Raw genomic sequence first — 20,033 nt, 5'->3', positions numbered from 1 at the left:
CCCGCATCACCGCACCAGAAGCGCGGGCGCGTTGTTTTTTCGCAGGTAAAGTCCCGCCGCACCTGCCCGGAGGGTGGCCGTGCGGATCCGGCGGCCCAGCGCGTCGCAGATCAGAGGATAAAGGGTTTTTTCTATGGCGATAGCATTTCTGCGGAACATACGCGGTGATAAGATAGGGTCTCCCGCGGCGAGCACGATCCCCTGGAGCAGCGCCGCATATACGCCGATGTTCTTCGCCATGTCGGCGGTGTCGCCGATCGCGTACAGCTCATAGCCGTATTGTCCGCACGCGGTGAACCGGATGTATTCCGACCACGAGCCCACTGCGGTGTCGGTGGAGAAAAAAATGGAATACGCTTCCGCTGCCTGCAGCGAACCCTGCTTCACGGTGGTGTCGTTGTTGGAATACAAAACCACCCCGCTCGGATCAACGGAATACTGTACCGACAATTTATAGGCAAGAAAATACGCCTGAGTCCAATCGGCGGCGGTTTTGTACATCGCCGTGTCGATGGTGTAGCGGCGGAGCGACAGGAGGCCGGGATAAAAGTACGTGGTATCCACGAAATTGTGTTGGGAATCGCTGTATACTTCGCGGACCCAGTTGTCGGGGAGATATACCCGGTAATCAAGCTGTTTGTCGACAAGGGTGGTGTCCGCACACGATGCTGCGGCGCAGACCAATATAAAAAAAAATTCCCGAATTGGCACCCTTGTCATCGGTCCAGTCCTTACCGAGATAAGTGGATGGGAATGGCTTCCTAAACTTTATCAGCATCTGCCACAGTAATGCTACTGCGGAGCTTTTTTAAATGCCATCACCGTTGCCAGGCAGGTATTGCGCGACCGCCGGGGAGAATTCCGTGGCAAAAGGCCACGCAGAGCCGCTCATTGGAAATTGCCTCTCCCATTCTCTCGCGCATTCGTAACAGGGAAATTCCCAGTACCCATGATCGTCAAGCTTTCCGCTGCCGTGCGCCACATTGCCATGGCTCCCGTGCGACGTGCAGCATTTCTCATGACCCTCCGGCCGTACAAACATTTATATCCCCCTCGGCGTCGCACCACCGGGTATGGGTAGCGTTACTTGCCTCCCAGGCGTTTCTTTTCGTACTCCTTGAACTGAATCTGCCTGTTTTGATTCATGAGATCCATATCGGAAATCGCCTTTTCGACCTTGTCGCGCATTTCGGCGGGAAGCTTGTTGACCGCGCCGTCCCGCGAATCCGCACCGGTGCCCTTTGAAGACTGCGACTCGCTCGACTGGTTCTTCTGCTGCGCCTTAGCGTCCGCCTTAACATCCGCGGCAGCGGAATCGACCTTTGCCTTCATGTCTGCGGGGAGCGACTGCATGATTTCATTGAAAATATCCGAAGCGGCATGTTGTTTCTGGTTGGTGTCCCCTTTCACGGATGAGCCTGACGGCTGACCGGCCACGGGAGCCAGAAGGCAAACAATGAGAATTTGAAGAATGTATGCAAGGTATTTCATGACCTGATCCTTATACTTTATTCCCCCCTATTTGAATAACAAATAATATACCTAAAAATATATTTCTTTTCACTTCAAATAATTACAATCACGAGGTCCATTTTACCTCTACCGCTCCGTGCGGCCTATTAACCCCAGCGGGAAATAATAAAAAATACAATAAACCTTATTAATAATAATTCCAATAAGTTACAAGATCCTTGCCTGATTGTGGCAATGGCACCCCAAATAAAAGGGAGAGAGGATTACCTCTCTCCCTAAAGAAAAAAGACGGACCCAGAGTAAAGGCGAGGACTGGATTGGGTTGCACCTTTTTCCGAAGTGCCGTCTTTTCCTTATCTTTCTTTTTTGTAAATTCAGCTTCTACGTTTTGAATAATCACGCTCGAGTTTGGGAAATTAATGATTCAAATAGCGTGCCATGGTTGGTTTTCAAGGAGTTAATTTGTTTTTGCAATTTTATTTTTGGGGGCGTACAACCCCAAACAATCCTGCATCACGACAGTTAGAAACGTATTGGCTTGTATTGCAATGAATTATAAAGGGGAATTTTTTATGAGGTGTAGAGAGGACAAAATTTGTTTTATGATTGAATTTATTTTATTTGATTGAAAACAGACATTGGACCATGATTTGGATATTTTTCAGATTCACCAGCTGCTTATTTGGACTATTTAACCATATCCTCTTTCATATTCCGCATAATTTCATCTATTTTACACTACTTGTCATCATATTCCTGGACCATTTTTTCAAAAAATATTTTCAGCTAATAACAAGGACCCCATTCCGATGATCACCAAGCAGGAATCCCTCGACTACCACTCCAAGGGACGAAAAGGAAAAATCGAGGTCATCCCCTCCAAGCCGTGCAAAACGCAGAAAGATCTCTCGCTCGCCTACACGCCCGGAGTGGCAGATCCGTGCAGGGAGATTGCGACCAATCCGAATGATGCGTACCGCTACACTTCGCGCGGAAACCTTGTCGCCGTGATCACGGACGGCACTGCGGTGCTGGGGCTGGGAAACATAGGCCCGCTTGCCGGGAAGCCGGTCATGGAGGGAAAGGGCATTCTTTTCAAGCGCTTCGCGGACATCGACGTGTTCGACATAGAGCTTGACACAAAAGACCCGGCCGAGTTCGCGCGCACCGTGAAGGCCATGGAGCCCACGTTCGGCGGCATCAACCTCGAGGACATCAAGGCGCCTGAGTGCTTTTACATAGAGGAAACGCTCAAGCGGGAGATGAAGATCCCGGTGTTCCACGACGACCAGCACGGCACCGCCATCATCTCGGGCGCGGCGCTGCTCAACGCCGCGGAACTGCAGGGCAAAAAAATGTCGGACCTGCGCATCGTTTTTTCCGGCGCCGGCGCAGCCGCAATTTCCTGCGCCCTTCATTATATTCGTCTCGGCGCTAAAATAGAAAACATCATCATGACCGACCGCGCCGGCGTGATTTACAAGGGCCGCACCGAGGGCATGAACAAATACAAGGAGCGGTTTGCTTGTGAAACCGGCGCGCGCACCCTCGGCGACGCCATGGCCGGCGCCGACGTGTTCGTGGGGCTGTCCCATGGCGGGCTCGTGTCGCCCGCCATGGTGAAAACCATGGCCGCCAAGCCGATTATTTTCGCTATGGCCAACCCTGACCCGGAAATCGGGTTTCACGAGGCGCGCGCGGCCCGGCCCGATTGCATCATGGCCACCGGCAGGTCGGATTTCCCCAACCAGGTGAACAACGTGCTTGGGTTCCCGTTCATTTTCCGGGGGGCGCTTGACGTGCGCGCGCGGGAGATCAACGAACCCATGAAGGTGGCGGCCACCCATGCGCTTGCCGGCCTCGCCAAAAAACGCGGCGTTCCGAAGGAGGTGCTGGCCGCTTACAAAGTGCGCTCCCTGACGTTTGGCCCCGACTACATTATTCCGAAGCCTCTTGATCCGCGCGTTCTTGTCGATGAAAGCATGGCGGTCGCAAAGGCGGCCATGGACAGCGGCGCGGCAACCATGCCGATAAAGGATTTTAATGCCTACCGCAGCAACTTGAAAAAATTGTCGAAAAAAATTCAGAAGCTATGAGATCCATTCCCTACGAACGGATCGTTGAAAGCGTTCAGCGGCTGTGCCTTGACGCGGCGTTTGTCCTGCCCCGAGACGTGCGGTCGGCAATCCGGAGCGCGCGGAAAAAGGAAAAATCGCGGCTCGGACGCTCCCTGCTGGCCGCCGTTGCCGAAAACGCCCGCATCGCCCGCAGGGAATGTATTCCGATTTGTCAGGACACAGGCATCGCCGTGTTTTTCGTTGAAATGGGCGGCAACGTGCGAATTTCCGGCGGAACCTTGACCGATGCGATAAATGAAGGAACAAAGCTCGGGTATAAAAAAGGATATCTGCGGCCGTCCATGGTGAACGATCCGTTGTATCAAAGAAAAAACACTTTTACCAACACGCCTGCCATCATCCATCTTACGCAAACGAAAGACGGTTCGCTTTCAATCACGCTGGCGCCCAAGGGCGGCGGGTCGGAAAACATGACCTGTTTGTTCATGCTCATGCCGTCCGACGGCGAGGCGGGCATCGTTGATGCCGCGGTCCAAACCGTGAAAAAGGCCGGCGGAAACCCGTGCCCGCCCGTCATCGTCGGCATCGGCATCGGCGGCACCGCCGAAACCGCGGTCCTCCTGTCAAAAAAAGCCCTTCTGAGAAAGCTCGGCAGCAGGAACCGCGACAAGCGGTTCGCGGCGCTGGAGAGGAAAATCCTTGACAAAGTAAACTCATCCGGCGTGGGGCCCGGCGGACTCGGCGGGACCGTGACCGCGCTCGACGCGCACATCGAAACGTTCCCCTGCCACATCGCGACGCTGCCGGTCGCAATCTCGCTTTCGTGCCACGCGGCGCGGCATGCCACGGTGACGCTATGACAGCGGCGAAGCACCTTATCGTCCCTCCCCTTTCTTCGCGCGACATTTCCTCGCTCAAGGTGGGAGATGAAGTATTGATTTCGGGCGTCATCTACACGGCGCGCGACGCGGCGCACCGGCGGCTGCACGAGCTCATCCTGAAAAAAAAACCCCTGCCTGTTGACCTTCGCGGGCAAATACTTTACTACACCGGCCCGACGCCGCGGAACCCCAAAACCGGCGGCATGAGCGCCGGCCCCACCACGAGTTCCCGCATGGACGCCTATACGCCCCTGCTTCTTGCGAAATCAGGCCTTGCGGCAATGATCGGAAAGGGAAACAGGGGGCAGGCCGTTGTTGACGCCATGAAAAAACATTGCGCCGTTTATTTTGCGGCGGGCGGGGGCCTTGGCGCGCTTATCGGGAAACGCATCAGGAAATCTACGGTGGTGTGCTACGCTGATCTGGGACCCGAGGCGGTGTACCGTCTCGAAGTCGAAAATCTGCCGGTCATTGTCGCGATCGACTCAAGAGGCAATAATTTGTATCTTTACGGAAGGGGAAAATTCGGCGGGTAATCCGGAGGCCGCGTGAAACCGTTTCTCGTTATCCTGGCGCTCGTTCTCGCCCTGGGGGCGGCATGCTGTCCTGCTTCGACGCGTTTTCAAAGGTTGCCGTCCGCGAGAAAACCGTGAAGGCCATGACCATCGTGTACGCGAAACGCACAGGCGAATACGCTAAAATCAAGCAGGTCATTGACAGCGTGCATGGCGCGCTTAAGAAAGAAAAAATCTCGGCCGGCCTCGGGTTCGACCTGTATTACGGCAGTCCCCGGGACGTGGCAAAGGAAAAACTGCGCAGCCTTAGCGGCATCATCCTGGATGCCGATGACGAAGGGAAAGCCGATTCGCTTTCCCGCCTTGACGAAAATATCAGAGTGAGAAAAAGATCTCCCCCTGCCCCGTCATGGAGATTTACAATATTCCAAAGAAGAAAATCGAATACGTAATCGGGCGTGAAATAAACAATGGGAATGTATCTGGACCTCCTTAAATGATTCTCATCCATGTATCACGGGTAATTGTATATATTATATTTATTAGGCACGAATTACAGGAGTCGTGAATCATGAAGAAAACAGTCTCAACACTTCTTTTACTTGGCAGCATGTTCCTGGTCCCCGCAGCCACCAAGACCGGTCCCCTGATCTCGGCCGACGCCGACGAGTTCGACGCAGGCACCATCAAAAAGGGAACCGTTTCATCGGCGAAGCATATGTTCAAAATCAAGAACACGGGCGACAGCGTGCTTGTTATACGCGAAGCGAGGCCTGGCTGAGGGTGCACCGTGGTCGGTTTCGACACGACCATCCTTCCCGGTCGGGAAGGCACCGTTACCGAAGAAGTTGCGCTGGATCGGGTACACGACGGCGCTTTCACCAAATGCCTCACCGTGAACTCGAACGCCAAAAATAAACCGAGTCTGCAGCTTTGCATGAAGGGCTTTGTAAAAGTTCCGGTCGCCGTTTCCCCGGGCTACCCCCAGATGCGGCGTGGGAGCAACGGTCTTTATGAGACCGATCTGACGCTCTCCACCGACAAGCCCGACCTGAAGGTCTTGGAGGTGTTTTTCACCCCTGGCTCGGGTTCGTCCGGCCAGACGCCGTGGCAGAACACCCTGCCCCTGCACTGCGAGTTCAAATTGACAAGACCGGACTCGGCCGGTGCCGGCGGGATATGGGCTTACCGTCTCGCCGTATCGACGCGCTTCGAGGAAAAGGACAGTAAAACGGGCGAGTTCGTCATAAAGACCAACCACCCGGACGCCGGGGAGGTGAAGACTACCGGAAACATCGAGGCGAGCGCAAGCACGGACCAGAAAAAATAAGGGCTGCGACAAGCGCCTTTTTCACTTTTTTGCAAAGCCGGGCTTTCTTTTAAAGCCCGGCTTTCATCATCTTTACCATGCTCGCCATGGACTATAAGCACCTGTTTGGACCTGTTGCTTCGCGCCGGCTCGGTGTTTCGCTTGGCGTTGACATAATGCCTCTCAAGGTATGTAACCTCAATTGCGTTTATTGCGAATGTGGAAGCACCACCACCCTGTCTGCCGAACGCCGCGAATGGGTACCCGCCGCGGAGGTTATTGCCGAGCTTTCCGGTTTTCTCGCACCATCGCCGGTTCTTGACGTGGTGACCGTGACCGGCTCGGGCGAGCCGACGCTGAACACGGGGCTTGGGACGATCGTAGGGTTTTTAAAGAAGAATTTCCCACGCTATGCGACGGCGCTCCTCACCAACGGCACCCTCTTCACCCTGCCGGAGGTGCGGGAAAGCGCCGCCCTGTTCGATTATGTCCTGCCGTCACTCGACGCGGTATCCAGCACCGCCTTTAAAAAGGTGAACCGGCCGCACAAGGGTCTTGACAATAAGAGAATTATCGAAGGGCTCGTCCGTTTCGCGGAGGAATACAAGGGCGCGTTGTGGCTCGAGGTGTTTATCGTGCCGGGCGCCAACGATTCAGCGGAAGAGCTGCGTCTGCTGAAAAACGCATTTGCCGAAATCGGCCCGGGCCGCGTCCAGCTCAACACGCTCGACCGGCCCGGCGCCGTCGCTTCGATCACACCGGCTTCCGCGGAACGGCTTCTCGAAATAGCGGAATTCCTCAAACCACTTCCGGTGGAGATACTCTCGCGCCAGTATGCCGCGCCTGCGCGGCTTTTGGCCGGAGGTGAGCTCGAGTCCGCGATCCTTGCCACCCTGCGCCGCCGTCCCTCGACGGTCGAGGATCTTACCTCAACAAGCGGCGGGCTTGTCAACGAGGTCTCTTCGATCCTTTCACGCCTGGTAAAAGAAAAAAAGGTTCGTACCGAAGCGGTAAATAAAAGATTGTTTTACAGAATGGCCGATTGACGATTTTGCTTATCGTCACCCCTGACCGCTTGAGCAACCGGATTGCGGCAATCGGCAACATACGGGAACAACGGAAGTTATAAAATTCACTTTACATTCCGGTTGACATGATTGTATAATGTAATTGTCTCAAACAATGACTTGGCTGATTTTAACTTTTTATTGTTAAAAGTAGAATGTTTAATCAGGGAGAAGGCCTATGTGGAAAAAAATAGCGGCGACAACGGCGGCACTCTGTTGCATTGGGTGCGTAAATAACAATTCAATTACCGTCGATAACAATGCCTCGGAAGCCATTGACTTCAACTTTCGAGCCCAAATATTTACGATCAATGCCGGAGAGTCCAAGCCGTTGCCCACGGACATTCCCAACGGCACCTACGAAGTCAATCTCGGCACCTATGTTCCCCAAGGCACAAAAACTTGGACCATCACGCCGCAAGCGGCAAGTTTCACCTTCCTCAAAAACAATACCAAGTACAGGTGTGAATTTGGATCGAGCTTTGACGGCAGCACGTACGCGGTCACATGGAATTACACCTCCACCGACAGCGTATCGAGCGTCGGGACAGGCCAGTAACGGCGAATAATCGGAATTGCAAAGTTCCTTCCGTAAAGCCGCTTCTCTCCCGAGACGGCGGATTATGTAGGCTTTTAGAATCTCACCAGTGTCGCCCCTTCCCCGCCATTTTTGGGCGCGGCAGTGGTAAAACTCCGTACACGTAAACCATTGATTGCTTCAATATACTGCTTCACCGCTGTTTTAAGTACTCCACCCTCCGCCGGCGCCGAATGAAGCCCGTAGCCGTGAATCACCAGCAGTTCAGCTATCCCTTTCTCGGAACATTCGTTTACCGCTTCACGCAATGCCGCCATGGCCTTAGGCGATGTCATTCCATGCAGATCGAGCGTCATCCTGAATTTTCTTTTTCCGCTCTTTTGTATGCCGGATTTTCTCTGCTGTTTCCGATTTTGCGCCATTGCGTCTTTGTCAAGCACGCCGTAGCGGGTGAGATGGTCGAGAATTGTTTTTCTTGAGGATGACGGATCAGGCATAATATTTTAAGAAAAATATTTTTTGTATTATTTGCTGATATTTCAGATATAGGAAAAAATATCTCAGGAGTATGCTTTAATTTTTTGATTTGTCCTCATCATGAGGATTTCCTCTCGACTGCCGCTCGCGGGTGCGCCCCGAAATCTAGCGGTCAGCAGTAAGCTAAATCAGAAAAAACATCCTTGTCCCAGACAACCGCCGCCACAAGGGTGCGCCCAGCAGAAGGTTCGGGCTTGCAGCTATCGGTGCCTGGCTGCACCCAGGAGGGGATAGCGGAGGACCGGCGGCGCAAACTTACGGATACGATTCGGTGAAATAGGGAGAAGCGCGGCCGGACCGGAGCGAGGGGGAAACCTCCCCCGCAATAAACTTCGCTATTTTTTCAATTTCTCCATTTCCCCCATTATGATGCTCACATGCTTCAACTCTTCGTTCAGAATTTTCTCCACGTCTTTTTTTCCCAGGTTCTCCGGCACCAGGTTGAGCATGGTGGAATACAGCACCACTGAGTCTTTCTCAAACACCAAAGCCATTGAAAGCGCGTCAATCGCGGTCTTGCAGCGCGACACGAGGCCGGGAATGTCGGCGTCGGCGCGGAAAATATGGGAATCGGCTGCGGCCTTCAAGTATAATTGCAGCTCGTTGGCCGGATCGTACGACACCGGCTCGCGCGCCGCCTGCGGCAGGCCCGCCTTGAGGCCCTCGAACAGCTTCACATGCTGGTTTTCCCATTTTGCAAGCGAAGTAAAAAGGTCTTTCACCGTTTTTTCCTTTGCCATGCCCGCGGAAGCCTCGTAAAATTTCTTCCCATTTTTCTCGATGGTGACGCCAATTTCGTAAATTTCGTCGGCACTGTAGGATAGGGCCATAAAACCTCCTGTCATTGCGGTTGTTTCGTCATGCAAAAATATATCAGTCCGTTGCGCATTCGGCCGCAAAGCCGTCGAAATCAATCCAGTCGGCGTCGAGCCCTGCCGGCGGCAAAGCGCCCTTTGCATAGGTGCCGAGCGGCCCTTTGTCAAGCACCGCGTCAAGCACGCGCCACGACTCCTCGGTTTCCTTCGCCCCGACGAACAGCGTGTGGTCGCCGCGTATGGCGTCGAGCAGGAGTTTCTGGTACGCCCCGGGGATTTCGGCGTCAAAGGCCTTGTTGTAGCAAAACGTCATGCGCGTGCCCGCGATGCTGACCTCGCCCGGCTTCTTTCCCGACAGCCCCAGGATGATCCCTGCCGCCGGCTGGATCTTAAAAACGATCACATTGGGCTGCCCGGCAAACAGGTTTCTGGCGGGCGGCCGCAGCCGGACGCCGATTTCCGTTCCGGTCCTGTGCAGCGCCTTGCCGGTGCGAATGAAGATCTTCGTGCCCTTCCACCGTTCGCCCGCGATACGCATCGACAGCTCGGCAAACGTCTCGGTTTTGGAATCCGGGGCAATGCCCTTTTCCGACCGGTACCCGTCGTACTGGCACCGGCGGCATTCCGAAACGGAAAGCGATTTCAGGATGGAGATTTTTTTGCGCCGGATGTCTTCGGCGCCAAGGCTCGCGGGCGCATCCATGGTGAGCAAACACAAGAGCTGCATGAGATGGTTCTGCGCCATGTCACGGATGATTCCGGCCTTGTCAAAATACTGCGCGCGGTCCGCGGCCGTGGCCTGTTCGCACGCGCTGATCTGGATCGACTCGACGTGCCGGCCGTTCCACACCGGTTCGAACAGCGAGTTTGCAAACCGGAATACCAGGATGTTCTGCACCGCTTCCTTGGCAAGGTAGTGGTCGTTGCGGAAAATCTGCCGTTCGGTGTAACAGGCCGACAGCTCGCGGTTCAGCAGCCGCGCCGAGGCAACATCGGAGCCAAAGGGTTTTTCGATGATGATGGAGGTGTTCCCGCAGAAGCCCTCGCGCCTCAGCTCGGCCGCGGTGGGCGCATAGGTGTCGGGCGGAAGCGCAAAAAAGAAAATGACGCGGGAAAATGATCCTTTACCCGCAAGATATTCCCTGAGCCCCTGCAGGCCTTGGTGATAAAAAAGCTTGCCGCCGAAGTCGTCGGTGATGGTGAAACGCCGCCTGAACTGTTCATCGGTGAACGGCGTGCGGCCCGCGCCCACGATGATCGAGCAGTCGGCAAGCTCGCTTCGCTGGTAAAGCCGGTGCAGCGCCGGCATGAGCTTTTTTTGCGCCAGGTTGCCCGACGCGCCGAGGATCACGATGGCAAATCCCGAAGTGCCGCATGCCGCTTTCACTTTTTATTTCCTTTTCGCCTTGGGGGCTCGTTGCAGCAGCCCGCCCTTGACATCCTGCACATTCTGCAGCGTGATTCGGCGCACCACTGGCACGCGAGGCAGTCGCTGCAGGGATATTTTTTGGCGCCGCAACGCGAGTGACGAGGTACCCTCGGACCGTTTACTTTACTCAGGGGAAAATTCGTCTTTACCGACGCCGCACTGCGGGCACACCCAGTCGGCGGGGAGTTTTTCAAACGGCGTTCCCGGCGCGATGCCGCCGTCAGGGTCGCCGACTGCCGGATCGTAAATCCATCCGCATGCATTGCAAACATACCGTTTCATGGTGTTCTCCTTACAAAGTTACATGTTCAGAGCTGGAAGTTGAAAGTGAAGATGAAGGTTTACGGAATGGACTGGCTTCCAACTTTCAACCTTCAACTTCCAACCCTGTTTTTTCTCTGTCTATCCGCGTCTCAGTGGTGAATCTTTTTACCAGTTCTCCGCCAATACCTCAAAATGCGCCTGCGGATGGTTGCACGCCGGGCAGGTCTTCGGCGCCTCGGTGCCCTCGTGGATGTAGCCGCAGTTGTTGCAGCGCCAGAAAACCTTCCCGTCCTTCTTGAACACTTTGCCTTTTTCCACATTGGAAAGCAGGCCGCGGTACCGCTTTTCGTGCTGCGCCTCCGCCACGCCTATGGATTTGTACATCACCGCGACCTCGGCAAACCCTTCCTCCTGCGCCGTCTTTGCGAATCCAGGATAGAGCTGGGTCCATTCCTCGTGCTCGCCGTCCGCGCTTGCCGCGAGATTTTCCTTCGTGGTGCCTATTTTTCCCGCGGGATACGACGCGGTCATCTCAACCATGCCCCCTTCGAGGAACTTGAACATGCGCTTCGCGTGCTCCTTCTCGTTGTCGGCGGTCTCCTCGAAAATGTTGGCGATCTGCGCAAAGCCTTCCTTTTTCGCAGCGCTCGCGAAATAAGTGTAGCGGTTGCGCGCCTGGGATTCCCCGGCGAAGGACGCGAGAAGGTTTTTTTCGGTTTTTGAGCCCTTGATGGCTTTCACGGTGCTGTCCTTTCAGTTTGTATATTTATGGATGATTTTCCGTTTTTTGCATTCAACAATATAGGTGGATTGGGTATGGCTGATCAAGTTTTTTCTAAGATCAAAACAAGAGCACGAATGCGGATAAACCAGCATCGATATTGTTGTAATGAAAAATTCATCTATTATAAAACCTCACTTTAACATTCCCTTGATTAAAAATCTTTTCAACGCTGTCCTTGTCACCCGCATTGATTTCCAGCGCTATCCCGCACTCGGCAGAAATGTCCCTCGGCACGGGAATCACCTGGCAGGATATGCCGTTCTTTGCGCACAGTTTTTCCGCATTGATGGCGGCTCGGGTCGAATCGAATACGGCGATCACGTTGTTCATTGACGTGCGGCTAGGTGGTTACTACATGGCCGGCGGCGGTGATGGTTTCGAGAATCGTGAACATGTTTGACACGTCGCCCACCTTGAGCCTGTCCTTGAGGTTGAAGTAGTCGAGGCACGTACCGCAGGCGAGGATTTTCACGCCCATTTTCTCAAGATCAGACAAAGGCCCGATGAGGGCGGACCCCTCCACCACCAGATTGACTCCCGAATTATAGAAAATCAAGTGGCTCGGCAGCGGCTTCACTTCTTTAATGGTATTGACAAACGCTTTCACGAGCACGGCGCCGAGCTCGGCAGGACCGGTTCCCATGGTGTCGCTCCTGAAAACGACCACGTGCGGTTTTGCCGGGGCGCCGGAACCGGAATAGGCAGCCTCGTTTGCCGCGGCCGCCTTTGTCCCGCGTTTTGCAAGCGTCAGCGCGAAAAGCCGTCCCTGCTTTGAGACCGACGCGCCGACGCCGTTGTCCCTGCAGTACCGCTTGATGTTCTGCACCGAGGTCTCGTTGTCAACCATCACCCGAACGCGGCCGCCCGCGGCAAGCCCGTTGAGCGCCTTTCGTGCAAGAATGAGCGGCTTGGGGCACGCCATGTCGCGCGCGTCAACCGTTTTCATGGGTCCTCTTTCCAGTTTTTTTTCTTTTAAAAAACGCCCGCACCAGGTCGGCCCGCGCCGCCCGGCATTCCTCGTCGTCCATCGTTTTCTTGTAATACGCCCGCAGGTGGCCGGGCAGCATAAACAGCGTGAGCCGGTTGAGCTCGCTCCTGGTACATTTGTCAAAAAGGTTGCACTCGATGCCCAGGCGCAGATCCGATGCCAGGGCAAGGAACTCGTTGACGCCCAGGAGCCGCGCATGGCAGAGAACGCCCCAGGCGCGCTGGATTCTGTCAATAAGCCTGAGGTGCGCTTCCTCGAGCAGGCGCTGGCGCGCCTTGCGCTCGACCCCGGCGATGTGCCTCGCCACGGTTGCCGTGTTGTCAAGAATGGCGTTCTCGGTGGACCCCATTGCCGAGGCGTTCGACAGTGCGTACAGGTCTCCCGCGACCGGCGAGTGCTCCCCTAAAAAACCGCGCGCCGAAACGCCCATCTGGGCCGCGCCGCGCAGGACGGTATCAACGCTTCGCGCGAGCGTGAGCCCGGGCAAATGCACGAGGAACGACGCACGCAGCCCTGTTCCCGCATCGGCGGGGCGGCAGGTGAGAAACCCGCTGCGGCCGTCAAACGCGTACGTGAGCCGCATGCCCACGGCGTCGTCGATGGCGTCGACCACGCCCCACAATTCCTGCGGCCGCAGGCCCGCGTCAAGGATTTGCAGCTTCAGGTGGTCTTCTCCGTTCACCATGACGCTCACGCGGCGCGTTTCGTCAAGGATGATGCCGCGCTCGCCCTCGGCGTTTTCGAGCCCGGCGCCCGCAAGCCGCTCCTCTACGAGGAACCGCTGTTCATTTTTGTCAAGTTTGCTGAACGACACCGGGTTGAACGAGCTGCATTGCGGCGTTTCCCTGAATGCGGCGGAAACCTCCTGAAACACCTCGGCGCGCTCGAACATCGACGCCCGGCCCGGAAACCTGTGCTGCGCAAGGTTGCGGGCGAGCCGCACGCGGGAGGACACCACCACGTCGGCGTCGGGGCCTTCGCCCGACAGCCAGGGCGGCATGTTGTGGGTGAGGATTGATTGTATCATAATACAAGAATGCCACGGAGACACAGAGGACACGGAGATTGAATGAGTAAAGTTTTTATTTATTTTTGATTTTCTCTGTGCTCTCTGCGCCTCCGTGGCTGTCTTCCTTTAAACGATCGATCCCATCGCGCAGCTGCGCCGCGAGTTCGAATTCCTCGCGCGCCACCGCCTCTGAAAGTTCGCGCTGCAGCCGGGTTAGGTCGCCGGCCGTACCGGCGTCGCCCGCCGCCACATGCCCCTTGCCCCTGTGGACGGCCGAGCCATGCACCTTGACAAGAAGCGCCTCGATTTCCCGGTCGAATTCCTTATAACACTGCGGGCAACCGAGCCGTCCCTGCGCCTTGAATTCCGATAAGGTAAGATGGCAAAAGCCGCACTCGCGATCTTTTTCCTTTTCCGCCGGCCCGGCCTGCGCGTCGGCCTGCACCTGCACCTCGGGTACAATGCCGTCGCGCCCCACCTCAACGACAACGCCCTGCTCGCGCGCGCAGGTCTCGCACAGGTGCGACACAATGGTCTTGTGGTGCGCGATCTGCGTGATGTGCACCGTGGCGGGCGCGCTGTGGCAGTAGTCGCAGAGGGTCATGAAAAATATCCTGAATAATTTCTACTTAGGAACCTCAACTATTGCCTGTCACTCCCGTGGAAGCGGGAGTCCATCTTTTCCTGTGAAGATTCCAGGATGGATTCCCGCTTTCGTGGGAATGACACCGTCATAAATCATTTATTAAGGTTGCCTTTGCTCACTATCTTCCCGTCCTCAATATACACCGTCCGGTGCATCCCTTGTGTCAATTCCGCGTTGTGCGTGGCGACGAGAAAGGTCTGCCGCAGCTCCCGGTTCGCCTTCTTGAAAAGCTCGAGCAGGATGTGCCCGTTTTCTTTGTCAAGGTTGCCGGTCGGCTCGTCTGCCAGGATGAGCGCGGGCTGGTTGAACAGCGAGCGCGCGAGCGCAACGCGCTGGCGCTCGCCGCCCGAAAGCTCGGACGGCAGATGGCTCGCCTGCCGCGACAGGCCGAGCAGCTCGAGGAGTTCGCGTGCCCGCGCCTCGCATTGCCGTTTGGTTTTACCCGCGATCATGCCGGGGAGCACCACGTTTTCGAGCGCGGTGAAATCGGGCAGCAAATGGTGAAACTGGAACACAAACCCCAGACTCAGGTTGCGGAACGCGGCGAGGCCCTTCGCGCTCATCGCGCCCAGCGGCTTTCCGTTGATGCGCACCTCCCCGGCCGTGGGCGCATCCAGCCCTCCCAGTATTTGCAGGAGCGTGGTCTTGCCCGCGCCCGACACGCCCACCAGCGAGACCATTTCTCCTTTATCAATGGTGAAAGAAGCGTCCCTGATCACGTCGAATGCGCCTGCCTCGTCGGTGAAGGTCTTTGTCAGATGGAAAACTTCAACCATGGCGTCCATAAATACCCTACTCGATCCTGATGCTTTCGGCCGGCAGCACGCGCGAGGCGCTCCAGGCCGGGTACAGCGTGGCCAGGAAGCAGATCACGTTGGCGCTCAGGTAAATGGCGGCGATGTCGGCCCACTGTACCATCACCGGCAGCTTGTTGATGAAGTAGATGTCGCCCGGGATGGGAATGAACCGGTAGTGGTACTGCACAAAACAGATCGCCACGCCCAGGGCGGTGCCGAGCGTGGAGCCGAGCAGGCCGATCACCACGCCGTTGAACATGAATATGCGCAGGATGGAGCCGCCGGTGGCGCCCATGCCCATGAGGATGCCGATCTCTCGGCGCTTCTCGATGATCATCATGACGAGCGACGACACGATGTTGAACGCCGCCACCACGATGATCAGGGAAATGACGATGAAGATGACGAACCGTTCGAGTTTCATCCATTCGAACAGCGATTTGTTCTGCGACTTCCAATCGAGCGAATGGTACGGATACCCTCCCAGCGAGTCCTTCACGGCCCGGCCGATGGCGTCGGCCTTGAAGAGATCGATGGTCCGGATGGCGATTCCCTCAACGCCTTTCATCGAAAAGAGGCTCTGGCACGAAGCGATGGACAGGTACACCAGGCCCACGTCGTATTCGTACATGCCGGTCTCGAACACGCCGCGCACCACGAAGCGCTCCATGGGGATCGAGGTGATCCCGCCTTCCGCCGCCTCGCTGGTGAGCCCGCCCACCACCACCTCGGCGCTGGGCCTGATGCCCATCTTGTCGGCCAGGCCGACGCCCACCACGATGCCGGGCAGCTTCCGGTGCTTGCTTGACATTGCGGAATCGAGGGCCCACGTCCCGAACGTGATCTTGCGCCCCACTTCGGTGACCGTGGTCTCGGCGGCCGCCTCGGCGCCCATGATCATCACGCCCTCCTTCGAGTTTTCATACTCGATGCCGCCCTTTTCCATGATGTAGGGCGTGGCGGCCACCACGCCGGGGCATTTGAGGATGCGGGTGCGGAGCGAATCGTAATTGACAAGGGGCCGCGAATAATACTGGAGGATCTTGGCGTGCGCGGTGATGCCCACGATGCGGTCGCGCACTTCCTTTTCGAACCCGTTGGCCACCGACAGCGCCACCACCAGCACGAGGGAGCCCAGAAACACGCCGCCCGCCGAAATCCAGGTGATGAACGAGATGAACCCCATCCTGCGCTTGCCGCGCAGGTACCGCATCGCGACGAACAGCTCCAGGGGCCGTGCCATGGTTACTCGGGCCTCATGAGCGGGAACAGGATCACGTCCCGGAGGTTTGGCGCGTTTGTCAAGAGCGCGACCACGCGGTCCACGCCCATGCCCCATCCCGAGATGGGCGGCATGCCGTATTCCATGCACAGCAGGAAATCGTTGTCCACCTCCATGGCCTCGGCGTCGCCCTGCGCGCGCGCTTTCGCCTGCTCATCGAAGCGCCGGGCCTGGTCGATGGGGTCCACGAGCTCGGAGTAGGCGTTGACGATCTCCCACCCGTTCACCACGAGCTGGAAGCGGTCGACCACGTCCGGGTTTTTGTCGTTTTTCCGCGCCAGCGGCGACAGATCGAGCGGGTGGTGGATCACGAACACGGGATCGACAAGCGCGGGACGCGACACCTTTTTGTAAAGAAGGTCGACGAGGTTACCGCGGCCGGCGCGCTTCACGTCCACGTCGTCCTCGAAGGTGATGCCCCTTGCCTTGATTTCCGCGAGCAGCTCGTTCTTGGTGGCGAACTGGTTGATATCGATGCCGCAGTCCTTGAGGATGAGGTCGCGGAACGAAACGCGCGGCCACGCGCCGTCAAACGAAATCTGCGTGTTCTCGTATTTGATGGAGAGCCCGCCGCACACCTGCATGAGCAGGTGTTTGAGGAGCGCCTCGGTGAATTTCATGTTGTCATCATAATTCCAATAGGCGCAGTAATATTCGAGCAGGGTGAAATCCGGAAGGTGCGACGCATCGAGGCCCTCGTTGCGGAAGCATCGCGCGAACTCGTATACGCGCTCGAACCCGCCCGCGATCGCACGCTTGAGGTAGGTTTCTGGCGCGATGCGCAGGTACACGTCGATGTCGAGCGCGTTGTGGTGCGTGACGAAGGGCTTTGCCAGCGCGCCGCACGCCTTGTTGGCGAGCACGGGCGTGTCGATTTCGGTGAACCCGTTGGCGTCGAGGTAGTCGCGGATGGTCTTGATGACCTGCGTTCGCTTCCTGAAGCGCTCCATGTGCTCGGGCGAGGTGATGAGGTCGAGGTAGCGCCGCCGGTACACCAGTTCCGGGTCGGTAAGCCCGTGGAATTTTTCCGGCAGCGGCCGCAAGGTTTTAGTGAGAAAGGTCCATTGCGTTACGTCGATGGTCTTTTCGCCCGTTTTGGTGGTGATGATGTCGCCCTCGACGCCGACAAAATCGCCGATGTCAACGGTTTTCATGAACAGCTCGAACTGCGCGGCCAGCTTGTTTTTCTGAAGCGCAAACTGCATGGTGCCCGAAAAATCGAGCAAATGGCCGAAGGTGAGCTTGCCGAACCCGCGCAGCGCCACCACGCGGCCTGCCGCGCGCACCTGTTTGGCGCCGTCGGCAAGCGCCCTTGCCTGGGCCAGGGAATGGGTTTTTTCAAAACGCTCCGCGTACGGCAGCACGCCCGCCTCGCGCAGCATTTTTATTTTTTCGATGCGTACGGCGCGCTGGTCGTTTGGCGGTCCGGACAATTCCACGGAAATGGGCTCCTTGCTTTTTTGATAATTTCTGCTTTGGTGTTTGACTGAAAGTGATCCGATAAAGAATAGGAAAAATAGTTGATTCGGGGGGAAAATACCATGAAGATTCAGACAGTGTTAAAACATAAAAATCTGGGCGCCCCGCCGCGAAGCGCGGCGACGGTTCTCCTTCCGGGCTCGGCTATTCGCCTCGTTACCGGACCGCCCGAAGTCGCCTTCGGCGAGGGGACGGCCGGCAATTCGCTCTTGCTCACCCTCCAGTCCAACCTGGCGCGCGGATAAAAGGTAACTTGCCGCACATCTTTTTCCCCCTTTCAAAGAGGGAAAACGCCGGAGGCGGAGGGGGATGAACCGCAGAGGTTACGTTGCCTGCCTGCGCGAAGCCGCTACGGCGAAGGCAGGTGCCCCCTCTCTGACGCCCGAGTCTTGTGGTATGCGAAAACCCGGGTGGCTAGCGACCAGTCAGCGGCAGGTCAGGCTTTACACGGCGGAAGAAAATATTGTTCCAGCAGAAGTTATTGCGAGTGTTGTTTGGAAGGTAAAAACTACTGTCCGATCGGCGCCACAAATAGCTTTTGACTAACCGGAAATCTCTCGCCGCGTTAGGCAGGACTGGAGGCCGCGCTGGAGCCGCGGTGCTGCCAGGCCCTCGCCGTCAGGCATATAGGGGCCTCGGCAGCCCGAGCCGAAGGCGAGACCGGAAGGACGGCCGCCCCCGTCGCATAGGGGACGGTTCGCAAACCGCCCCCTCTGCGACGGGGGAACGCCCAGAATTATCAATTTATTTTTTACTATTATCCTTTATTATCTTCTCGTAACTTTCCCTCGGCTGCACGCCGGTGAGCGAGGCAACGACCTTCTTGTTCTTGACAAAAGCAACAAACGGGACCGCGGGAATGCCGAAGGTCTGCACCGCCTCGGTCACCTGGTCGACGTTGACCTTGTAAAAGTCGACCCTCTTCTGGTTCTCTCGGGCGACTTCCTCGAGCGTGGGCTCGAGCACGTGGCACGGCACGCACCAGTCGGCGTAATTGTCAAATGCTATAAGCGTGTCGCCGGAGTTGTCTATGATGCTGGATAGTTCCTTGCCGGTGAGAACCGGGACTATGACGGATTTTTTTTCTCCGCCGCATCCGCAACAAACGAGGCCAAGAAGCGACACCAGAACAAGGAACGTGTTTTTCATCACAGGGATTTCCTTTCATCCAAGAAGGAGAATATAATCCCTGCCTTGAGAAATCAGGTCAGCGCCAGCGCGCCGAGATAAACGTTTTCGGGCTGCACGCCCACGAATTCCCTTTCGATCCTTCCGTTCCTGAACACAATCACCGTAGGAATCGCGGTAATGCCGTACCTGCCGGGAATAAGGCTGTTTTCGTCGACATTCATCTTGAAGACCTGGGCCTTTCCCGACGTTTTCTGGGCGATCTGTTCGAGAATGGGTTCCGCTATTTTGCACGGGCCGCACCACGGCGCCCAGAAATCCACAAGCACCGGCACGCCGGATTTAAGCACATCATTTTCAAAAGTCAAATCACTGGTTTCCTTATGCATTTTCATCTCCTTGTCCTGATTATCAGTATGTTTGACATTATTTCTTCAAATGATGTGCCAATCCGCCAATAATTGTTTTTTATGGGAAAAAACCGGAAAATGGAGCAATTATTCTGAAAAATGTTTGGAATGTCCGATAAAAATAGACATATGTGTATAATTATAATGCTGCCTTATCATAATTTTTGACTTGGTACTCCCCGATTCAAATTTCATACGGCTTTTATATCGACCTTTTAAAAAATGCCAGCTTTCATCACTTTGCTCTGCCGTTGGCATAGGAAATGCAGTTTAGATTTTACAATGATCGGGACCATCATGAAAAAGGCGGACCTATGAAGCCTTACAATCAGAACATTCGCCAGACCCTCGAGCTTTCCCGCCAGCTTCTGGCCCTTGCGGACAAAGGCGACCTGGAACGCGACGATGACGGGTGCGGCGTGCTGTACGGCATCGTGAGGGACATTGCGTATCGGATCAAGGCCGAAGCGGACCGCGAAATCGAGTGTCACCGGAAAAAAGGCAAATGGGAGGAGAAATGATGATTCCTGGATGATTTTCCGTGAGTCTGGATGCGCCTTTTATTATGTTTCCAGTTGCCGAAAGAGGATATTCGTTCCGAATA

The 20,033-nt window shown here is 56.0% G+C and carries 27 protein-coding genes; 10 read left to right on the top strand and 17 right to left on the bottom strand.

The annotated features are described in order from the left end of the window. Positions 1–6: 6 nt before the first annotated feature. The 3 genes from VLX68_09160 to VLX68_09150 form a co-directional block, all read right to left on the bottom strand. Entirely contained in the window at positions 7–720 is a 714-nt protein-coding gene (locus VLX68_09160) for a hypothetical protein (protein ID HUI92399.1), read from the bottom strand. An 88-nt stretch (positions 721–808) separates the two neighbouring features. Next, positions 809–1,042, bottom strand: a complete 234-nt coding sequence (locus VLX68_09155; GenBank protein ID HUI92398.1) for a hypothetical protein — start codon at positions 1,040–1,042, stop codon at positions 809–811. Between the two features lie 41 nt (positions 1,043–1,083). Further along, positions 1,084–1,491, bottom strand: a complete 408-nt coding sequence (locus tag VLX68_09150; protein ID HUI92397.1) for a hypothetical protein — start codon at positions 1,489–1,491, stop codon at positions 1,084–1,086. 791 nt (positions 1,492–2,282) lie between these two features. On the opposite strand from VLX68_09150, the gene VLX68_09145 reads away from it, so the two are divergent. The 8 genes from VLX68_09145 to VLX68_09110 all read left to right on the top strand — a co-directional run bounded on the left by VLX68_09145 (position 2,283) and on the right by VLX68_09110 (position 7,882). Then, complete coding sequence (locus VLX68_09145; protein ID HUI92396.1) at positions 2,283–3,569, top strand: malic enzyme-like NAD(P)-binding protein; 1,287 nt, start codon at positions 2,283–2,285, stop codon at positions 3,567–3,569. Beyond that, positions 3,566–4,411, top strand: a complete 846-nt coding sequence (locus tag VLX68_09140) for a fumarate hydratase (protein HUI92395.1) — start codon at positions 3,566–3,568, stop codon at positions 4,409–4,411. Before VLX68_09145 ends, VLX68_09140 begins: the two co-directional genes overlap by 4 nt. Beyond that, on the top strand, positions 4,408–4,968 hold the full coding sequence (locus tag VLX68_09135) for a FumA C-terminus/TtdB family hydratase beta subunit (protein HUI92394.1): 561 nt from the start codon (positions 4,408–4,410) through the stop codon (positions 4,966–4,968). The genes VLX68_09140 and VLX68_09135 overlap by 4 nt, the downstream gene beginning before the upstream one ends. Before the next feature lie 62 nt (positions 4,969–5,030). Beyond that, a complete protein-coding gene (locus tag VLX68_09130; GenBank protein ID HUI92393.1) occupies positions 5,031–5,399 on the top strand; it encodes a hypothetical protein in 369 nt (122 codons plus the stop codon). A 119-nt stretch (positions 5,400–5,518) separates the two neighbouring features. Next, on the top strand, positions 5,519–5,728 hold the full coding sequence (locus tag VLX68_09125; GenBank protein ID HUI92392.1) for a hypothetical protein: 210 nt from the start codon (positions 5,519–5,521) through the stop codon (positions 5,726–5,728). A 9-nt stretch (positions 5,729–5,737) separates the two neighbouring features. Beyond that, a complete protein-coding gene (locus tag VLX68_09120) occupies positions 5,738–6,277 on the top strand; it encodes a hypothetical protein (GenBank protein ID HUI92391.1) in 540 nt (179 codons plus the stop codon). 86 nt (positions 6,278–6,363) lie between these two features. Further along, on the top strand, positions 6,364–7,302 hold the full coding sequence (locus tag VLX68_09115; protein HUI92390.1) for a radical SAM protein: 939 nt from the start codon (positions 6,364–6,366) through the stop codon (positions 7,300–7,302). Positions 7,303–7,501: 199 nt separating this feature from the next. Further along, a complete protein-coding gene (locus VLX68_09110; GenBank protein HUI92389.1) occupies positions 7,502–7,882 on the top strand; it encodes a hypothetical protein in 381 nt (126 codons plus the stop codon). A 74-nt stretch (positions 7,883–7,956) separates the two neighbouring features. Here VLX68_09110 and VLX68_09105 read toward each other — a convergent pair whose 3' ends face one another. The 12 genes from VLX68_09105 to lysS all read right to left on the bottom strand — a co-directional run bounded on the left by VLX68_09105 (position 7,957) and on the right by lysS (position 17,851). Further along, positions 7,957–8,358: a Smr/MutS family protein gene (locus tag VLX68_09105; GenBank protein ID HUI92388.1), complete on the bottom strand. Its 402-nt coding sequence runs from the start codon at positions 8,356–8,358 to the stop codon at positions 7,957–7,959. Between the two features lie 375 nt (positions 8,359–8,733). Beyond that, the gene (locus VLX68_09100; GenBank protein HUI92387.1) at positions 8,734–9,228 is read right to left on the bottom strand and encodes a ferritin family protein; all 495 of its coding nucleotides are present in this window, start codon (positions 9,226–9,228) and stop codon (positions 8,734–8,736) included. Positions 9,229–9,271: 43 nt separating this feature from the next. After that, positions 9,272–10,600: a glucose-6-phosphate dehydrogenase gene (locus VLX68_09095; protein ID HUI92386.1), complete on the bottom strand. Its 1,329-nt coding sequence runs from the start codon at positions 10,598–10,600 to the stop codon at positions 9,272–9,274. A 165-nt stretch (positions 10,601–10,765) separates the two neighbouring features. Beyond that, positions 10,766–10,924 (bottom strand): rubredoxin, encoded by a 159-nt coding sequence (locus VLX68_09090; GenBank protein HUI92385.1) that lies wholly within the window; start codon positions 10,922–10,924, stop codon positions 10,766–10,768. 147 nt (positions 10,925–11,071) lie between these two features. Next, a complete protein-coding gene (locus tag VLX68_09085; GenBank protein ID HUI92384.1) occupies positions 11,072–11,647 on the bottom strand; it encodes a rubrerythrin family protein in 576 nt (191 codons plus the stop codon). Positions 11,648–11,804: 157 nt separating this feature from the next. Next, on the bottom strand, positions 11,805–12,020 hold the full coding sequence (locus VLX68_09080) for a DUF3343 domain-containing protein (GenBank protein ID HUI92383.1): 216 nt from the start codon (positions 12,018–12,020) through the stop codon (positions 11,805–11,807). Positions 12,021–12,030: 10 nt separating this feature from the next. Further along, positions 12,031–12,636 (bottom strand): sulfurtransferase-like selenium metabolism protein YedF, encoded by a 606-nt coding sequence (gene yedF, locus VLX68_09075; GenBank protein HUI92382.1) that lies wholly within the window; start codon positions 12,634–12,636, stop codon positions 12,031–12,033. Beyond that, positions 12,623–13,705, bottom strand: a complete 1,083-nt coding sequence (locus VLX68_09070; protein ID HUI92381.1) for a hypothetical protein — start codon at positions 13,703–13,705, stop codon at positions 12,623–12,625. Before VLX68_09070 ends, yedF begins: the two co-directional genes overlap by 14 nt. A gap of 55 nt (positions 13,706–13,760) precedes the next feature. After that, a complete protein-coding gene (locus VLX68_09065; GenBank protein ID HUI92380.1) occupies positions 13,761–14,291 on the bottom strand; it encodes a UvrB/UvrC motif-containing protein in 531 nt (176 codons plus the stop codon). 134 nt (positions 14,292–14,425) lie between these two features. Beyond that, positions 14,426–15,118, bottom strand: coding sequence for an ABC transporter ATP-binding protein (locus VLX68_09060; GenBank protein HUI92379.1), 693 nt, complete (start codon positions 15,116–15,118; stop codon positions 14,426–14,428). Between the two features lie 7 nt (positions 15,119–15,125). Then, a complete protein-coding gene (locus VLX68_09055) occupies positions 15,126–16,373 on the bottom strand; it encodes an FtsX-like permease family protein (protein ID HUI92378.1) in 1,248 nt (415 codons plus the stop codon). 2 nt (positions 16,374–16,375) lie between these two features. Continuing rightward, a complete protein-coding gene (lysS, locus tag VLX68_09050; GenBank protein HUI92377.1) occupies positions 16,376–17,851 on the bottom strand; it encodes a lysine--tRNA ligase in 1,476 nt (491 codons plus the stop codon). Positions 17,852–17,953: 102 nt separating this feature from the next. Between lysS and VLX68_09045 the strand changes: the two genes are divergently transcribed. Then, on the top strand, positions 17,954–18,136 hold the full coding sequence (locus VLX68_09045; protein ID HUI92376.1) for a hypothetical protein: 183 nt from the start codon (positions 17,954–17,956) through the stop codon (positions 18,134–18,136). Positions 18,137–18,635: 499 nt separating this feature from the next. On the opposite strand, the gene VLX68_09040 is transcribed toward VLX68_09045, so the two are convergent. Continuing rightward, positions 18,636–19,040, bottom strand: coding sequence for a thioredoxin family protein (locus VLX68_09040; protein HUI92375.1), 405 nt, complete (start codon positions 19,038–19,040; stop codon positions 18,636–18,638). A gap of 53 nt (positions 19,041–19,093) precedes the next feature. Beyond that, positions 19,094–19,408: a thioredoxin gene (gene trxA / locus VLX68_09035; GenBank protein HUI92374.1), complete on the bottom strand. Its 315-nt coding sequence runs from the start codon at positions 19,406–19,408 to the stop codon at positions 19,094–19,096. A gap of 335 nt (positions 19,409–19,743) precedes the next feature. Between trxA and VLX68_09030 the strand changes: the two genes are divergently transcribed. Beyond that, positions 19,744–19,950, top strand: coding sequence for a hypothetical protein (locus tag VLX68_09030; GenBank protein ID HUI92373.1), 207 nt, complete (start codon positions 19,744–19,746; stop codon positions 19,948–19,950). The last annotated feature ends 83 nt before the right edge of the window (positions 19,951–20,033 follow it).

This window comes from Chitinivibrionales bacterium (assembly GCA_035516255.1).
GTDB lineage: Bacteria > Fibrobacterota > Chitinivibrionia > Chitinivibrionales > FEN-1185 > FEN-1185.
Note: the sequence above shows the minus strand (reverse complement) of the source record. Positions and strands in the feature narration are given on the sequence as shown.

Bases quoted from the DNA above. Each gene is read 5' to 3' on its own strand.
- trxA (HUI92374.1), bottom strand. From the start codon at position 19,408: ATGCATAAGGAAACCAGTGATTTGACTTTTGAAAATGATGTGCTTAAA.
- VLX68_09135 (HUI92394.1), top strand. From the start codon at position 4,408: ATGACAGCGGCGAAGCACCTTATCGTCCCTCCCCTTTCTTCGCGCGAC.
- VLX68_09090 (HUI92385.1), bottom strand. From the start codon at position 10,924: ATGAAACGGTATGTTTGCAATGCATGCGGATGGATTTACGATCCGGCA.
- VLX68_09080 (HUI92383.1), bottom strand. From the start codon at position 12,020: ATGAACAACGTGATCGCCGTATTCGATTCGACCCGAGCCGCCATCAAT.
- VLX68_09070 (HUI92381.1), bottom strand. From the start codon at position 13,705: ATGATACAATCAATCCTCACCCACAACATGCCGCCCTGGCTGTCGGGC.
- VLX68_09100 (HUI92387.1), bottom strand. From the start codon at position 9,228: ATGGCCCTATCCTACAGTGCCGACGAAATTTACGAAATTGGCGTCACC.
- VLX68_09150 (HUI92397.1), bottom strand. From the start codon at position 1,491: ATGAAATACCTTGCATACATTCTTCAAATTCTCATTGTTTGCCTTCTG.
- VLX68_09105 (HUI92388.1), bottom strand. From the start codon at position 8,358: ATGCCTGATCCGTCATCCTCAAGAAAAACAATTCTCGACCATCTCACC.
- VLX68_09145 (HUI92396.1), top strand. From the start codon at position 2,283: ATGATCACCAAGCAGGAATCCCTCGACTACCACTCCAAGGGACGAAAA.
- VLX68_09125 (HUI92392.1), top strand. From the start codon at position 5,519: ATGAAGAAAACAGTCTCAACACTTCTTTTACTTGGCAGCATGTTCCTG.
- VLX68_09110 (HUI92389.1), top strand. From the start codon at position 7,502: ATGTGGAAAAAAATAGCGGCGACAACGGCGGCACTCTGTTGCATTGGG.
- VLX68_09040 (HUI92375.1), bottom strand. From the start codon at position 19,040: ATGAAAAACACGTTCCTTGTTCTGGTGTCGCTTCTTGGCCTCGTTTGT.
- VLX68_09060 (HUI92379.1), bottom strand. From the start codon at position 15,118: ATGGACGCCATGGTTGAAGTTTTCCATCTGACAAAGACCTTCACCGAC.
- VLX68_09140 (HUI92395.1), top strand. From the start codon at position 3,566: ATGAGATCCATTCCCTACGAACGGATCGTTGAAAGCGTTCAGCGGCTG.
- VLX68_09160 (HUI92399.1), bottom strand. From the start codon at position 720: ATGACAAGGGTGCCAATTCGGGAATTTTTTTTTATATTGGTCTGCGCC.
- VLX68_09045 (HUI92376.1), top strand. From the start codon at position 17,954: ATGAAGATTCAGACAGTGTTAAAACATAAAAATCTGGGCGCCCCGCCG.
- VLX68_09130 (HUI92393.1), top strand. From the start codon at position 5,031: ATGCTGTCCTGCTTCGACGCGTTTTCAAAGGTTGCCGTCCGCGAGAAA.
- VLX68_09030 (HUI92373.1), top strand. From the start codon at position 19,744: ATGAAGCCTTACAATCAGAACATTCGCCAGACCCTCGAGCTTTCCCGC.
- yedF (HUI92382.1), bottom strand. From the start codon at position 12,636: ATGAAAACGGTTGACGCGCGCGACATGGCGTGCCCCAAGCCGCTCATT.
- VLX68_09155 (HUI92398.1), bottom strand. From the start codon at position 1,042: ATGTTTGTACGGCCGGAGGGTCATGAGAAATGCTGCACGTCGCACGGG.
- VLX68_09055 (HUI92378.1), bottom strand. From the start codon at position 16,373: ATGGCACGGCCCCTGGAGCTGTTCGTCGCGATGCGGTACCTGCGCGGC.
- VLX68_09065 (HUI92380.1), bottom strand. From the start codon at position 14,291: ATGACCCTCTGCGACTACTGCCACAGCGCGCCCGCCACGGTGCACATC.
- VLX68_09115 (HUI92390.1), top strand. From the start codon at position 6,364: ATGGACTATAAGCACCTGTTTGGACCTGTTGCTTCGCGCCGGCTCGGT.